This window comes from Pseudomonas sp. PSE1(2024) (assembly GCF_050990555.1).
In the GTDB taxonomy this organism is placed as follows: Bacteria; Pseudomonadota; Gammaproteobacteria; order Pseudomonadales; family Pseudomonadaceae; genus Aquipseudomonas; species Aquipseudomonas aphyarum.
Genome location: NZ_CP158967.1, coordinates 3,367,559 through 3,382,361 on the forward strand (window position 1 = coordinate 3,367,559; position 14,803 = coordinate 3,382,361).

The following is a 14,803-nucleotide window of genomic DNA, read 5'->3' on the forward strand; positions in this document are numbered from 1 at the left end:
AACAAATGTCTCAAACCACCGACCGCCTCTGGGGTGCCCGTTTCAAAAGCGGCCCGTCCGCAGCCCTGGCGGCCCTGTCCCGTTGCCCCGAGCGCTATTTCCGCCTGACGCCGTACGATCTGGCCGGCTCCAAGGCCCACGCCGGGGAACTGCAACGTGCCGGCCTGCTGGATGAGCAGGAAACCCGCACGATGATCGAAGCCCTGGACGGCATCGGTGCCGATTTTGCTGCCGGGCGCATCGCCCCGACGCTGGACGACGAAGACGTTCACACCTTCATCGAGCGCCTGCTGACCGAGCGCCTCGGCGCACTGGGCGGCAAGCTGCGCGCCGGCCGTTCACGCAACGACCAGACCGCCAACGACCTACGCCTGTTCCTGCGTGACCACGTCCGCACCCTGGCCGTGGAAGTGCTGGCCCTGCAAACCGCGCTGGTGGGTCAGGCCGAGCAGCACGTCGAGAGCATCTGCCCGGGTTTCACTCACCTGCAGCAGGCGCAGCCGATCGTGTTCGCCCACCACTTGCTGGCCCACGCGCAATCGATGTTGCGTGACGTGCAGCGACTGGTGGACTGGGACACCCGCACTTCGCTGTCGCCCCTCGGTGCTGCGGCCATGGCCGGTTCCGCGATCGCTCGCCAGCCGCAGCAGTCGGCCAAGGAAATGGGCTACGCCGGGGTCTGCGAAAACTCCATCGACGCCGTGGCCAGCCGCGATCACGTCGCCGAATTCCTGTTCATCGCCAGCATGCTCGGGATCAACATCTCGCGTCTGGCTGAAGAGTTCTGCCTGTGGTCGTCGCGCCAGTTCCGCTGGGTCGACCTGGACGACGCCTACGCCACCGGCAGCTCGATCATGCCGCAGAAAAAAAACCCGGACATCGCCGAACTGGCACGGGGCAAGGCTGGGCGTCTGATCGGCAACCTGACCGGCCTGCTCTCGACCCTCAAATCCCTGCCGCTGTCGTACAACCGTGACCTGAGCGAAGACAAGAACGGCGTGCTCGACAGCGTCGATACCTTGTTGTTGGTGCTGCCAGCGATGGCCGGGATGGTCGCGACCATGACTGTCAACGTCGAGGAACTGCGGCGTCAGGCACCACTGGGTTTCACCCTCGCCACCGAAGTCGCCGACTGGCTGGCGGTGCGCGGCGTGCCGTTCAAGGAAGCGCACGAAATCACCGGTGCACTGGTGCAGGCCTGCGAAAAACACGACCTCGAATTGTGGGAAGCCTCGCCGGCATTGCTGGCCGAGATCGACCCGCGCCTCACGGCAGACGTGCGTGACAGCCTGACCCTGGAAGCCGCCATCGCTGCCCGCAGCGGCTGGGGCGGCACCGCGCCGCAACAGGTGCGCGAGCAGATCGGCCGCCTGAAAACCGCCCTCGCCGCGCAGCAACAGTGGACCGAAAACTACCAGGGCTTCCGCCTCTAAGCCGGGTCCCCCTCCCACCGGGAGGGGGTTGATCGAAAAGTACAGTGTACGGAGAAACACCATGAGCCAGACTCAGGCAGAACGACTCCAGGCGGAGCGCAAACTGGCGGAAAACCAGTTCGACATTACCCAGTACCAGCACGTGCCACGGCGTTATTACGGGCGGATCTTCTTTGCCACCGTGATCGTCATCGCGATCATCGGTCTGGTGCGGGCTTTCGCCGAAGGCAAGATCGAATGGTCGTACATCGGCCAGTTCCTGACCTCCGAAGCGATCATGTGGGGCCTGTTTAACACGATCGTCATGGCCGTGCTGGCCATGGCGCTGGGCATCGTGTTCGGGGTGATCACCGCGATCATGCGCATGTCGGCCAACCCGATCCTGCGCTACGTGGCCGTGACCTACACCTGGCTGTTTCGCGGTACGCCGCTGATTCTGCAACTGCTGTTGTGGTTCAACCTGGCGCTGATCTTCCCCACCATCGGCATTCCCGGTCTGTTCGAACTCGACACCGTGAGCCTGATGACCCCGTTCGTGGCTGCCCTGCTCGGCTTGAGCATCAACCAGGGCGCCTACACCGCTGAAGTGGTGCGCGCCGGCCTGCTGTCGGTGGACACCGGCCAGTACGAAGCCGCCAAGTCGATCGGCATGCCGCGCCTGCAAGCGCTGCGCCGGATCATCCTGCCCCAGGCCATGCGGATCATCATTCCACCGGTCGGCAACGAGTTCATCGGCATGGTGAAAATGACCTCGCTGGCGAGCGTCATCCAGTACTCGGAACTGCTCTACAACGCCCAGAACATTTACTACGCCAACGCCCGGGTCATGGAGCTGCTGATCGTCGCCGGTATCTGGTACCTGGCCACCGTCACCGTCCTGTCCTTTGGTCAAAGCCGTCTGGAGCGTCGTTTCGCTCGCGGCGCCGGCAAGCGTTCTTGAGGAATTCGTCATGAGAAGCATCGTCAAGGCCGTGAGCCTGAACAAATATTACGACCAGTACCACGCGCTCAAGGACATCAACATCGAGGTCGAGCAAGGCGAAGTGCTGTGCATCATCGGCCCGTCCGGCTCGGGCAAGAGCACCCTGCTGCGTTGCGTCAACCAGCTGGAAAAGATCGACAAGGGCGGCCTCTGGGTCGACGGCGAACTGGTCGGCTACCGTGTCGTCGGGCACAAGCTGCACGAACTCAACGAGTCGCAGATCGCCCGTCAGCGCCTGGCCACCGGCATGGTGTTCCAGCGCTTCAACCTGTTCCCGCACATGACTGTGCTGCAAAACATCATCGAAGGCCCGTGCCAGGTGCTCAAGCGTTCGCCCAAGGAGGCGCACGAAGAAGCCCTGGAACTGCTGGCCCGGGTCGGCCTGGCCGACAAACGCAACAGCTACCCGATTGAACTGTCGGGCGGTCAGCAGCAACGGGTGGCGATTGCCCGCGCCCTGGCCATGCGACCCAAGCTGATGCTGTTCGATGAACCCACTTCGGCACTCGACCCGGAACTGGTCGGTGAGGTGCTGTCGGTGATGCGCGATCTGGCGCAGACCGGCATGACCATGATCGTCGTCACCCATGAACTGGGCTTCGCCCGGGAGGTTTCCAACCGCATGGTGTTCATGGACGGCGGGCAGATCGTGGAGGCTGGAAGCCCCGAAGAAATACTAATAAGTCCGCAAAACCCGCGCACCCAAAGCTTCATTTCTGCCGTTCGAACCTGAGGCCCCTTTGGCCTTCACAACATTCATAAGAGAACGTCCATGAAGAACTTCGTCATTCCAGCAGTACTCACCTCCCTCATGTCTTGCGGTTTCGCCGTGGCCGCCGAGTTGCCGGCCAGCATCAAGGAGAAAGGCGAGATCGTCGTCGCGATCATGCCCAACTATCCGCCGATGGATTTCAAGGACCCGGCCACCAACAAGCTCACCGGCCTTGACTACGACCTGGGCAACGCCCTGGCCGAACGCCTCGGGGTGAAGATCAAGTGGCAGGAAACCGGCTTCGAGCAAATGATCAACGCCCTGACCACCGACCGCGTGGACATGGTTCTGTCGGGCATGACTGACACCGCCGAGCGTCAGGCCAGCGTGACCTTCGTCGACTACTTCACCAGTGGCCCGCAGTTCTACACCTTGCAGAAAAATGCAGCGACCAACGAGATCATCGACCTGTGCGGCAAGAAAGTCGGCACCAGCCGCCGCACCACCTTCCCGGCGGAAATCGCCGCGTGGAGCAAGGAAAACTGTGAAGCCGCCGGCAAACCTGCGATCAACGTGATCGGCACCGAAGGCTCGGCCGACGCCCGCGCCCAACTGCGCCAGAGCCGAATCGATGCGGCGATGCAGGGCAGCGAGACTCTGTCGTACCTCAAGACCCAGGAAAAGGACATGTACAAGACGGTCGGCCAGCCGATCTCCGTGCAGTTCACCGGGCTGGGTGTGAGCAAGAAGAAGCCTGAGCTGAGTGAAGCGGTGAAAGTGGCGTTGCAGAGCATGGTGGATGACGGCAGCTATAACGCGATTCTGAAGAAGTGGGATCTGGAGTTGGGTGCGATCAAGGACGTGACCATTAACGCGGGCAAGTAATCCGGTCAGCGCCGACCCAACCGGTCGGCGCTTTTTCATGAACAGCTGGAGCGCCCTTGATGTCCTCCTTGCAACCCACCTGGCCCGACCAGCACAAAGCCTGCCTCGCCCTGGCCTTCGACCTCGACGGCCCGACCGGCGATGCCATGCTCAACAACTCGATCTGGCACAAACCCGAATACTTCGGTTTCGGCGGCTACGGCCCCTACCGCGCCCTGCCACGCCTGCTCGACCTGCTCGACGCCTTCAAGATCCCGACCACCTTCTTCGTCCCCGCCTGGGTCGTGGAAAACTGGCCGAAACAATGTCAGGCCATCGTCGAGCGCGGTCATGAAGTCGCCTACCACGGCTACAAGCACGAATCCTTCTACGCCCTGACGCTGGACCAGCAGCAGGCCGTGATGAACAAATCCCGCGACGTGTTCTGGCAATACCTGCACATCCGCGCCGAGGGTTTTCGCACCCCGTCCGGCGACTGGCGTGCCGAAACCCCGGCGATGCTGGCCGACAACGGCGTCATCTATTCCAGCAGCATGCGCGGCGATGATCGCCCGTATCTGGTCAACGTCCCCGGCCACGACACGCCGCTGGTGGAAATCCCCGGTCGCTGGGAAATGGACGACTACGCCTCCCTCGCCTACACCCGCGCACCGAACTTTCCGTCCGGGCTCGACCGCACCGCCAGCTACGAGCTGACCCTCGACAACTGGCAACGCGAGTACGACGGCGCGATGGACGAAGGCCTGTGCCTGACCACCCTGTTCCACCCGAAAATCACCGGCAAACCGGGGCGCATCCTGTTGCTGGAGAAACTCTTCGAACACATGCGCCAGCGCGATGACGTGTGGTTCGCCACCTGCCGCGACGTCGCCCGCTGGTGGCTGAAGGAGCATCACCATGGCTGACGCTGACAACCTCTGGCCCGCCGGCAAACGCTGCGCGGTGGTGCTGACCGTCGATTACAACGACATCCACGGCATTCTCACCCAGGCCCCGGAAGTCGCCGGGCGCGACAAGACGCTGTCGGTGTGGCGCTACGGCACGCAACGGGGCGTCGAGCGTTTGCTCGGCCTGTTCAGGGAACTCGGGGTGCGCAGCAGCTGGTTCGTGCCCGGCATCGTCGCCGAGGAAAATCCGCAGCACATCGCCGCGATTCTGGCTGACGGCCATGAAATCGCCTGCGCCGGTTACCGCCATCAGGATTACGACACGCTGGATCTGGCGGCGCAAAGCGCGGAAGTCGCCAAGGGTTGTGCTGCACTGGAAGCGTTGACTGGCGTGCGTCCAACCGGTTTCCGGATTCCGGCGGGTAACGGCGCGCCGGGATTCATAGAAGCCTTGAAAGATCACGGCATTCTCTGGTCTTCGTCATGGCGTGGCGATGACCTGCCGTTCTTGCACCCGACGGCCCCCGAGGTGGTCGAGTTGCCGCTGCATTACGAACTGGAAGACGAGCCTTACTTCGCCTTCAACCTGAGCCCGGCCGTGCCGCCGGCGCAATCGCGGATCGCTTCCTACAGCCACACCCTGGGCAACCTGCAAATGGACTTCGCCGGATTCCACCGCTTCGGCCTGTGCTACGTGCTGCGCCTGCACCCGGAAATCATCGCCACACCGGGGCGCATCGGCGTGCTGCGGGAATTGCTGCAAGGCATTCAGCAGCATGACGATGTGTGGATCGCCACCGGCGCTGAGGTCGCGCAGTGGTGGGCGCAAACGGCGGCGCCGGTCGCGCAGGATCATCCGGCGTCGGTGTATGAGCGCCATTATCGGGACTACCTCGTATGACGGAACGCATGCAGCGGCTGGCGCGGTTTTGCGTCGAAACAGGGTTTGAAGACCTGCCGCCAGCGTTGGTGGAGCAGGCCAAGCGACACATTCTCGACACCTTCGGCGCAGCACTGGCCGGGGCCGACAGCGCGGTGGCGCTTCAGGCGCGGCAGGTGTTCGGCGCAGAGCCGGGCACCGCGCTGGTCTGGGGTTCGTCATTGCGGGTCGGCGCGGGACATGCGGCGTTGCTCAACGGCATCGCCGCCCATGCGCTGGAGCTGGACGACACCGGTGGTTGCGATCACTCCGGCGCGGTGGTGTTGCCGGCAGTGATGGCGGCGCTGTCGCTGGTGGACCGGCCGGTGGACGGTCACGAGTTCATCACTGCCGTGGTGATCGGCTACGAAATCGGCCGGCGGGTGCTGGAAGCCTGCGGCAGTTATTCGGCGCACAACGGCGCCGGTTGGCACTCGACCGCCACTTGCGGCGTGTTCGGCGCGGCGGCGGCCTGTGCACGGATCTTTGCGCTGAATGTCGGGCAAACCGTGTCGGCACTCGGCATCGCCGGCAGTTTCAGTGGCGGGTTGTGGGCGTTCATTCACGACGGTTCGCAAAGCAAGAAACTGCACAGTGGCCGTGCGGCCGAAGGTGGTTTGCTCGCCGCGCGTTTTGCTCGTGAAGGTGTCAGTGGGCCGTCGGTGTTGTTCGAGGATGTCTGGGGTGGATTTCTCAAGACGCTGGCGCCGGGCAGCGCGCAGCCGGATGCGCTGGATGCCGAATTGGGGCGCGTCTGGAAACTCGCGCGCTGTTCGATCAAGCCCTACGCCGCTTGCCGTGGCACCCATTCGGCCATCGATGCGCTTGGGTTGTTGCTGGAGCAATTGCAGGTCGGCGCGGATCAGGTGGAAGACATTCAGGTCAACCTGTGCGGGTTTCTGCTCGACATGTGCGGCGGTCGCGACATCAAAAGTCTGGCCGCTGCGCAGATGAGCCTGCCCTACGCCCTCGCCGCGCGACTGGTGCACGGTCATTGCCGACTCGAGGCTTACGATGAGCAGCCACGCAACGATCCGTGCATCGCTCACTGGCTGGCGCGCATTCGCCTTGAAGTGGATGAGCGACTGTCGGAGGATGGCGAACCGGTGGTCGTTGTGCGAACCCGCGACGGACGTCAGGCGAGTCTGTGTGTCGAGGTGCCGCTGGGGGCGCCGGGCAATCCGCTGAGCGAGGCGGCGCTGGAGGAGAAGTTTTTCAGTCTGGCGTTGCGGGTGATTTCACCGGTCAAGGCCGAGCCTTTATTGGCGCAGCTGCGGCAACTGCAAACGCTGGATTCCGTGCGCGATCTCGAGCACCTGTTAACCGAATAAGGACATTTGATTTTCCGTGGCCACCTACTCGCTCGTTATCCGCCGCCTGATGATCGTCTCGCTGACCATCGTCGTCAGCCGCGCCATCACCAGTCCGTTGCTCACCCTGTTTTTGAGCAACAAGCTCGGCCTCAACCAACAGGACGTCGGGTTGTTGCTGGGCATCGCGGTGTTCATCGCCACCCTGCTTGCGCTGTATGGCGGCTACATCATCGACCGGCTGGAAAAGCGTCGGTTACTGATTCTGGCGATGCTCTCCAGCTCCATCGGTTTCGTGCTGCTGACCTTCGCCAAAGACCTGTACCTGACCACCGCGACTCTGGTCATCACCGAAACCGCCTCGGCGCTGTTCCTGATCGGCTCCAAGGCGATCCTCAGTGAAAACCTGCCCATGGGCCAGCGGGCCAAAGCGTTTTCCCTGCGCTATACCCTGACCAACATCGGCTACGCCACCGGCCCGATGCTGGGCGTGGTGATCGCCGGGGTCTACCCGATTGCGCCGTTCCTGATTGCTGCCGGCATCGCTTTCGGCAGCATCTTCCTGATGATCGGTATTCCCAGGGACGCCAGCCCCGTCGCCGCCATCGGCCAGCCGCAAAGCTTTCTGAAAACCCTGATCACCCTGAAAAACGACCGCACGCTGATCATGTTCACCTGCGGTTGCCTGCTCAGCACCGTGGTTCACGGGCGTTTCACCCTGTACCTGTCGCAATACCTGCTGGTGGTCGAAGACTCGCAGCGCGCCCTGCAAACCATGGCCGCCCTGCTGGCCTGCAACGCCATCGCAGTGATCCTGCTGCAATACCAGATCGGCCGCTTCCTCAACCGGGAAAAACTGCGCTACTGGATCGCCGCTGGCACCAGCCTGTTCATCCTCGGTTTGATCGGCTTCAGCCTGGCGGACAGCCTGGTGACGTGGTGCATCGCGATGTTCATCTTCACCCTCGGCGAGATGATCATTTACCCGTCGGAATTCCTGTTCGTCGACACTCTGGCCCCGGAAGAACTGCGCGGCAGCTATTACGGCGCGCAGAATCTGGCGGCGCTGGGTGGCGCGCTGAGTCCGGTGATCTGCGGCTTCCTGCTGATGCATACGCCGGCGCCGACCATGTTCTATGCCCTCAGCGCATTGACTGCGATGGGCGGCTTCCTGTGTTTCATGAGCGGGCGGCGCGTGGCTTTACTGCATAAATAATGCACTGAAACTGCATTTATATGAATTTGTCAGCATCGTGATTGCTTGGCACACTGTGCGCGTTCCTCCCCCAATAGTTGGAACACTTCGAAGGACTTTCCGCGTTTACGGACAAGTCCTTTTTTTTGCCCTGAATTTCGCAAAGGATCGATTCTGCATGCTCGCTCGCTGGTTGCCCGCCGCCATCAACACCCGTCCCACCGAATGGAGCCGCGCCGCGATCGGCATGGCCCTGGGCACGTTGTTCAGCGTGTGGGCGTGCAGTCAGGTGTTCGGCATTGAAGTGGCCTACCACCTGATCGGCCCGCTGGGCGCTTCGGCGGTGCTGCTGTTCGCCGTATCGTCCGGCGCCCTCGCCCAGCCATGGTCGATCATCGGCGGCTACCTGTGCGCAGGCGTCGTCGCGTTGCTGGTGGCCCACGTCCTCGGCCGAACCCTCGGCAGCGCCTGCCTCGCCGCAGGCATGGCGCTGATCCTGATGTGCTGGCTGCGCTGCCTGCACCCACCGGCCGGCGCCGTCGCATTGACGATGGTGCTGGCCGACCCGATGACCATTGCCATGGACTGGAAAGCCCTGGAACCGGTGATGCTCAGCGCCGCCTGCCTGCTGCTCGCCGCACTGGCCTACAACAACCTCACCCGCATCCGCTACCCGAAACGCCCCGCCGAACCGGCGCCGGCCGTGGCGCCGGTGGATATTCAGTCCATTACGGCCGAGGATCTGAAACGGGCACTGGCCGATATGGAGGCGTTCATCGATGTCACGCCGGAGGATCTGGAGCAGTTGATTCATGCCAGTGAACTGCATGCCAAGCGGCGCAGCATTGGCCAGGTGTTCCGCTGAGTCCAGAGCCAGTCCCTGTCAGCGTTGTCGATTGAAAAGAAGCCGCGATCCTGTGCATTTGGCCTAAGGTAAAAATGCAGACAGCCCGTGCACATATCCCCGTTGTACACGGCAAATTTGCACTGTTACGATCCGGTAACGCTCGCGCGCGAGCTTCTCGAATAAAGACAATAAAAGCAGGGAGTTAGTGATGACTGCTCAGGCTTCATCCCCGCGGACTTCGTCCATGGATGCCACGCCGCACGAAGTGCTGGCCGAGGTTCGCAATCACATCGGTCATCTGACCCTCAACCGCCCCGCCGGCCTCAATGCCCTGACCCTCGACATGGTGCGCCAGCTCCAGCAACACCTGGATGCCTGGGCCGCCGATGCCGATATCCACGCCGTCGTGCTGCGCGGTGCCGGCGAGAAAGCCTTTTGTGCCGGTGGCGACATTCGATCCCTGTACGACAGCCATAAAAGCGGCGACACGCTGCACGAAGATTTCTTCGTCGAGGAATACGCCCTCGACCTGACGATCCACCACTACCGCAAACCGGTGCTGGCGCTGATGGACGGTTTCGTTCTCGGCGGCGGCATGGGTCTGGTGCAAGGCGCCGATCTGCGGGTGGTCACCGAGAAGAGCCGTCTGGCGATGCCGGAAGTGGCGATCGGCTATTTCCCGGATGTCGGCGGCAGTTATTTCCTGCCACGGATTCCCGGCGAGCTGGGGATTTATCTGGGCGTCAGCGGCGTGCAGATTCGTGCGGCGGATGCGCTGTATTGCGGCCTCGCCGACTGGTATCTGGACAGCAGCAAACTCGGCACCCTCGACGAACAGCTCGATCACCTGGAGTGGCACGACACGCCGCTGAAGGATCTGCAAAGCCTGCTGGCCCGCCACGCCGTGCAAACCCTGCCGGATGCGCCGCTTGAAGCCTTGCGCCCGGCCATCGACCATTTCTTCGCGTTGCCTGACGTGCCGAGTATCGTCGAGCAACTGCGCGCCGTGACCGTCGCCGACAGCCACGAATGGGCGACCACCACCGCCGACCTGCTGGAAACCCGCTCGCCGCTGGCCATGGGCGTGACCCTGGAAATGCTGCGTCGCGGCCGGCACCTGAGCCTGGAACTCTGCTTCGCCCTCGAACTGCATCTGGATCGCCAGTGGTTCGAACGCGGCGACCTGATCGAAGGCGTGCGCGCCCTGCTGATCGACAAAGACAAATCACCGCGCTGGAACCCGCCGACCCTGGCTGCGCTGCACGCCGAGCACATCGCGAGTTTCTTTCACGGTTTCGAAGAGAGCGGGAGCTGAGCCATGCACGATCTCGAATTGACTGAAGACCAGGTAATGATCCGCGACATGGCCCGGGACTTCGCCCGTGGCGAAATCGCGCCCCACGCACAAGCCTGGGAAAAGGCCGGCTGGATCGATGACGGTCTGGTGGCAAAGATGGGCGAACTCGGCCTGCTGGGCATGGTGGTGCCGGAGGAATGGGGCGGCACGTACGTCGACTACGTGGCCTACGCGCTGGCGGTGGAAGAGATTTCCGCCGGTGACGGCGCCACCGGCGCGTTCATGAGCATCCACAACTCGGTGGGTTGCGGGCCGGTGCTCAACTACGGCAGCGAAGAACAGAAACAGACCTGGCTGGCGGATCTGGCCAGCGGCGCGGTGATCGGTTGCTTCTGCCTGACCGAACCCCAGGCCGGCTCCGAAGCGCACAACCTGCGCACCCGCGCCGAACTGCGCGACGGACAATGGGTAATCAACGGCGCCAAGCAATTTGTCAGCAATGGCAAGCGGGCGAAACTGGCGATCGTGTTTGCGGTGACTGATCCGGATCTCGGCAAGCGTGGCATCTCGGCGTTTCTGGTGCCGACCGATACGCCGGGTTTCATCGTCGATCGCACCGAACACAAGATGGGCATCCGCGCTTCCGATACCTGCGCGGTGACGCTGAACAATTGCAGCATTCCTGAAGCGAATCTATTGGGTGAGCGCGGTAAAGGCCTGGCGATTGCCCTCTCCAACCTTGAAGGCGGACGTATCGGCATTGCGGCGCAAGCCCTGGGCATCGCCCGCGCGGCGTTTGAAGCGGCGCTGGGTTACGCCCGTGATCGGGTGCAGTTCGGCAAGGCGATTGTCGAGCACCAGAGCATCGCCAACCTGCTGGCGGACATGCAGATGCAGATCAACGCGGCACGCTTGATGATCCTGCACGCGGCGCGGCTGCGTACGGCAGGTAAACCGTGTCTGTCGGAGGCTTCGCAGGCCAAGCTGTTTGCTTCGGAAATGGCCGAGAAGGTGTGTTCGTCAGCGATTCAGATTCATGGCGGGTATGGGTATCTGGAGGATTACCCGGTTGAGAAGTACTACCGGGATGCGCGGATTACCCAGATTTATGAGGGGTCGAGCGAGATACAGCGGATGGTGATTGCTCGGGAGTTGAAGAACTATCAGCTCTGACTGATCGCCCCCACGCAATGCGTGGGGGCGAACGCTATTACTTGCCCTGGAACTCGGCAGGCCGCTTCGCCACAAACGCCGCCATCCCTTCCTTCTGATCCTGCGTCGCAAACGCCGCATGGAACACCCGGCGCTCGAAGCGCACGCCTTCGGTCAGGTTCACTTCGAACGCGCGGTTGACGCTCTCCTTGACCATCATCGCAATCGGCAGCGATTTGCTGGCGATCACTGCAGCGACTTTCAGCGCTTCATCCAACAACTCGGCACTCGGCACGATTCGCGCAACGATGCCGCAGCGTTCGGCTTCCACCGCGTCGATCAAACGCCCGCTCAGGCACATTTCCATGGCCTTGGCCTTGCCCACGGCGCGGGTCAGACGCTGGGTGCCGCCCATGCCCGGCAGCACGCCGAGGTTGATTTCCGGCTGGCCGAATTTGGCGTTGTCACCGGCCAGGATGAAGTCGCACATCAACGCCAGTTCACAGCCGCCACCCAGGGCAAAACCGTTGACCGCCGCGATGATCGGCTTGCGGCGGTTGGCCACGCGGTCGCTGTCGCTGAACAGGTCGTCCATGTAGATCTGCGGGTAGGTCAGATCAGCCATTTCCTTGATGTCGGCGCCGGCGGCGAAGGCTTTGGTCGAACCGGTGATGACGATGCAGCCAATGTTCGCGTCTGCTTCAAATCCATCGAGCGCGCGGTTCACTTCGCTCACCAGTTGCGCGTTGAGGGCGTTCAGCGCCTGCGGGCGATTGAGGGTGATCAGGCCGACGCGGCCATGGGTTTCCAGCAAAATCGTTTCGTAACTCATGTGCAGATTCCTTCTCAAAGATTGCGCGAAATGACCATGCGCTGAATGTCGCTGGTGCCTTCGTAGATCTGGCAGACCCGCACGTCGCGGTAGATGCGCTCCAGTGGGAAGTCGTTGAGGTAACCGTAACCGCCGAGGGTTTGCAACGCCATTGAGCAGACCTTCTCGGCCATTTCCGAGGCGAACAGCTTGGCCATCGACGCTTCGACCAGCGCCGGCTGACCGCTGTCGCGCAGGGCGGCGGCGTAATGCACCATCTGCCGCGCCACGGCGATCTGGGTGGCCATGTCCGCCAGGCGGAACGCCACGGCCTGGTGCTCGATGATCGGTTTGCCGAAGGTGTCACGTTCACGGGCGTAATCACGGGCCGCTTCGAACGCGGCACGGGCCATGCCCACCGATTGCGAAGCGATGCCGACACGGCCGCCTTCGAGGTTGGCCAGGGCGATCTTGTAGCCCTCGCCCTCCTCGCCCAACCGGTTGGCCACCGGCACTTTCACGTCTTCGAACAGAATCTGGCAGGTGTCCGAGGCGTGTTGGCCGAGTTTGTCCTCGATGCGGGCTACTTTGTAGCCCGGCGAATCGGTCGGCACGATGAAGGCGCTGATCCCGCGCTTGCCGGCACTCGGGTCGGTGACGGCAAACACGATCACGACCCCGGCGTTCTGCCCGGAGGTGATGAACTGTTTGCAGCCGTTGAGCACGTAGTGATCGCCTTCCAGCCGTGCGCGGGTTTTCAGGCTGCTGGCATCGGAGCCGGCCTGCGGTTCGGTCAGCGCGAAAGCACCGAGCATCTCGCCGCTGGCCAGCGGCTTGAGGAAGCGCTCACGCTGGTCGTCGTTGCCGAACTTGAGGATTGGCACGCAACCCACCGAGTTGTGCACGCTCATGATCGTCGAGCAGGCGCCGTCGCCGGCGGCGATTTCCTCCAGAGCCATGGCGTAGGCCAGGTAACCGGTGTCGCAACCGCCCCACTGCTCCGGCACCAGCATGCCGAAAAAGCCCAGTTCGGCCATTTCGCCGATGGCTTCTTTCGGGAAACGGTGCTCGCGATCCCACTCGGCGGCGAACGGTTTCAGCCGTTCCTCGGCAAACTGCCGGGCCATGTCGCGGATTTGTTGTTGGTCGTCATTGGGAATCATGGCAAATCCTTAAATCGGTTCAGACGCACTCGACGGCCATCGCCGTGGCTTCGCCGCCGCCGATGCAGATCGCCGCGACGCCGCGTTTCAGGCCTTTCTGGCGCAGGGCCGAGAGCAAGGTCACCAGAATCCGCGCGCCGGACGCACCGATCGGGTGACCGAGGGCGCAGGCGCCGCCGTGGATGTTGAGCTTGTCGTGAGGGATTTCCAGGTGGGTCATCGCCGCCATGCCGACCACGGCGAAGGCTTCGTTGACTTCAAACAGATCGACCTGATCCAGCGACCAGCCGGTTTTCTTCATCAGTTTCTTGATCGCGCCAATCGGTGCCACCGGGAACAGGCCCGGGGTGTCAGCGAAGGCAGCGTGACCGTGAATCACCGCCAGCGGTTTCAGACCCTGTTTCTGCGCTTGCGACTGACGCATCAGCACCAGTGCGGCGGCGCCGTCGGAAATCGAGCTGGAGTTGGCCGCGGTCACGGTGCCACCTTCGCGGAACGCCGGTTTCAGCGAAGCGATCTTGTCCAGCTTGGCTTTTGGTGGCTGCTCGTCGTTACTGATCACAACCTGTTCTTTGCCAACGGTCACGGTCAGAGGAACGATCTCGGCCTTGAAGCTGCCGTCCTTGATCGCCTGCTGGGCGCGGGTGGTCGAGGCGATGGCAAAGGCGTCCTGAGCCTCGCGGCTGAAGTCGTTGGTTTCAGCGCAATCCTCGGCGAAGGTGCCCATCAGGCGGCCCTTGTCGTAGGCGTCTTCGAGGCCGTCGAGGAACATCGAATCCAGCACGCGGCCGTGGCCCATGCGGTAACCGGCACGGGCGCGATCCAGCAGATACGGCGCGTTGGACATGCTTTCCATGCCGCCGGCGATCACCACATCGGCGCTGCCGGCCAGCAGCATGTCGTGGGCCAGAATCGTGGTTTCCATGCCCGAGCCGCACATCTTGTTGACCGTGGTGCAGCGGGTAGATTTATCCAGCCCGGCGCCCAGCGCAGCCTGACGTGCAGGCGCCTGGCCGAGACCGGCTGGCAGTACGCAGCCGAACAGCACTTCATCGACCGCATCGGCGGCCACACCGGCACGTTCGACCGCAGCCTTGATCGCGGCAGCGCCGAGTTGCGGCGCGGTCAGGCTTTTCAGTTCGCCCTGAAAACCGCCCATCGGGGTGCGGACGGCGCTGACGATGACAATCGGATCGTTGGAGATGGTCAT

The 14,803-nt window shown here is 62.8% G+C and carries 14 protein-coding genes; 11 read left to right on the top strand and 3 right to left on the bottom strand.

The window, feature by feature from the left end; translation table 11 throughout:
* Positions 1–5 precede the first annotated feature (5 nt).
* From argH to ABTV87_RS15175, 11 genes are all read left to right on the top strand, one after another.
* Complete coding sequence (gene argH / locus ABTV87_RS15125) at positions 6–1,433, top strand: argininosuccinate lyase (RefSeq protein WP_085603458.1); 1,428 nt, start codon at positions 6–8, stop codon at positions 1,431–1,433.
* 61 nt (positions 1,434–1,494) lie between these two features.
* Positions 1,495–2,373 (top strand): amino acid ABC transporter permease, encoded by an 879-nt coding sequence (locus tag ABTV87_RS15130; protein ID WP_221534919.1) that lies wholly within the window; start codon positions 1,495–1,497, stop codon positions 2,371–2,373.
* Positions 2,374–2,383: 10 nt separating this feature from the next.
* Positions 2,384–3,148 carry an amino acid ABC transporter ATP-binding protein gene (locus ABTV87_RS15135; protein WP_007951284.1) on the top strand — a complete coding sequence of 255 codons (765 nt, stop codon included), beginning with the start codon at positions 2,384–2,386 and terminating at the stop codon, positions 3,146–3,148.
* Between the two features lie 39 nt (positions 3,149–3,187).
* A complete protein-coding gene (locus ABTV87_RS15140) occupies positions 3,188–4,012 on the top strand; it encodes an ABC transporter substrate-binding protein (RefSeq protein WP_085603455.1) in 825 nt (274 codons plus the stop codon).
* A gap of 56 nt (positions 4,013–4,068) precedes the next feature.
* Positions 4,069–4,917: a polysaccharide deacetylase family protein gene (locus ABTV87_RS15145; protein ID WP_181457909.1), complete on the top strand. Its 849-nt coding sequence runs from the start codon at positions 4,069–4,071 to the stop codon at positions 4,915–4,917.
* A complete protein-coding gene (locus ABTV87_RS15150; RefSeq protein WP_433897841.1) occupies positions 4,910–5,800 on the top strand; it encodes a polysaccharide deacetylase family protein in 891 nt (296 codons plus the stop codon). Before ABTV87_RS15145 ends, ABTV87_RS15150 begins: the two co-directional genes overlap by 8 nt.
* The gene (locus ABTV87_RS15155; protein ID WP_433897842.1) at positions 5,797–7,149 is read left to right on the top strand and encodes an MmgE/PrpD family protein; all 1,353 of its coding nucleotides are present in this window, start codon (positions 5,797–5,799) and stop codon (positions 7,147–7,149) included. Before ABTV87_RS15150 ends, ABTV87_RS15155 begins: the two co-directional genes overlap by 4 nt.
* 16 nt (positions 7,150–7,165) lie before the next feature.
* Entirely contained in the window at positions 7,166–8,344 is a 1,179-nt protein-coding gene (locus ABTV87_RS15160; RefSeq protein WP_258711779.1) for an MFS transporter, read from the top strand.
* A gap of 157 nt (positions 8,345–8,501) precedes the next feature.
* A complete protein-coding gene (locus ABTV87_RS15165) occupies positions 8,502–9,188 on the top strand; it encodes an HPP family protein (protein WP_236188453.1) in 687 nt (228 codons plus the stop codon).
* A 190-nt stretch (positions 9,189–9,378) separates the two neighbouring features.
* On the top strand, positions 9,379–10,485 hold the full coding sequence (locus ABTV87_RS15170; protein ID WP_085603444.1) for an enoyl-CoA hydratase/isomerase family protein: 1,107 nt from the start codon (positions 9,379–9,381) through the stop codon (positions 10,483–10,485).
* A gap of 3 nt (positions 10,486–10,488) precedes the next feature.
* Positions 10,489–11,640: an acyl-CoA dehydrogenase family protein gene (locus ABTV87_RS15175; RefSeq protein WP_039768643.1), complete on the top strand. Its 1,152-nt coding sequence runs from the start codon at positions 10,489–10,491 to the stop codon at positions 11,638–11,640.
* Between the two features lie 37 nt (positions 11,641–11,677).
* Here ABTV87_RS15175 and ABTV87_RS15180 read toward each other — a convergent pair whose 3' ends face one another.
* From ABTV87_RS15180 to ABTV87_RS15190, 3 genes are read right to left on the bottom strand one after another with little or no spacing between them, the layout of a single operon-like run.
* The gene (locus tag ABTV87_RS15180) at positions 11,678–12,451 is read right to left on the bottom strand and encodes an enoyl-CoA hydratase (protein ID WP_085603440.1); all 774 of its coding nucleotides are present in this window, start codon (positions 12,449–12,451) and stop codon (positions 11,678–11,680) included.
* A 14-nt stretch (positions 12,452–12,465) separates the two neighbouring features.
* The gene (locus ABTV87_RS15185) at positions 12,466–13,593 is read right to left on the bottom strand and encodes an acyl-CoA dehydrogenase (protein ID WP_127798246.1); all 1,128 of its coding nucleotides are present in this window, start codon (positions 13,591–13,593) and stop codon (positions 12,466–12,468) included.
* A 19-nt stretch (positions 13,594–13,612) separates the two neighbouring features.
* Positions 13,613–14,803: an acetyl-CoA C-acyltransferase gene (locus tag ABTV87_RS15190; RefSeq protein ID WP_085745585.1), complete on the bottom strand. Its 1,191-nt coding sequence runs from the start codon at positions 14,801–14,803 to the stop codon at positions 13,613–13,615.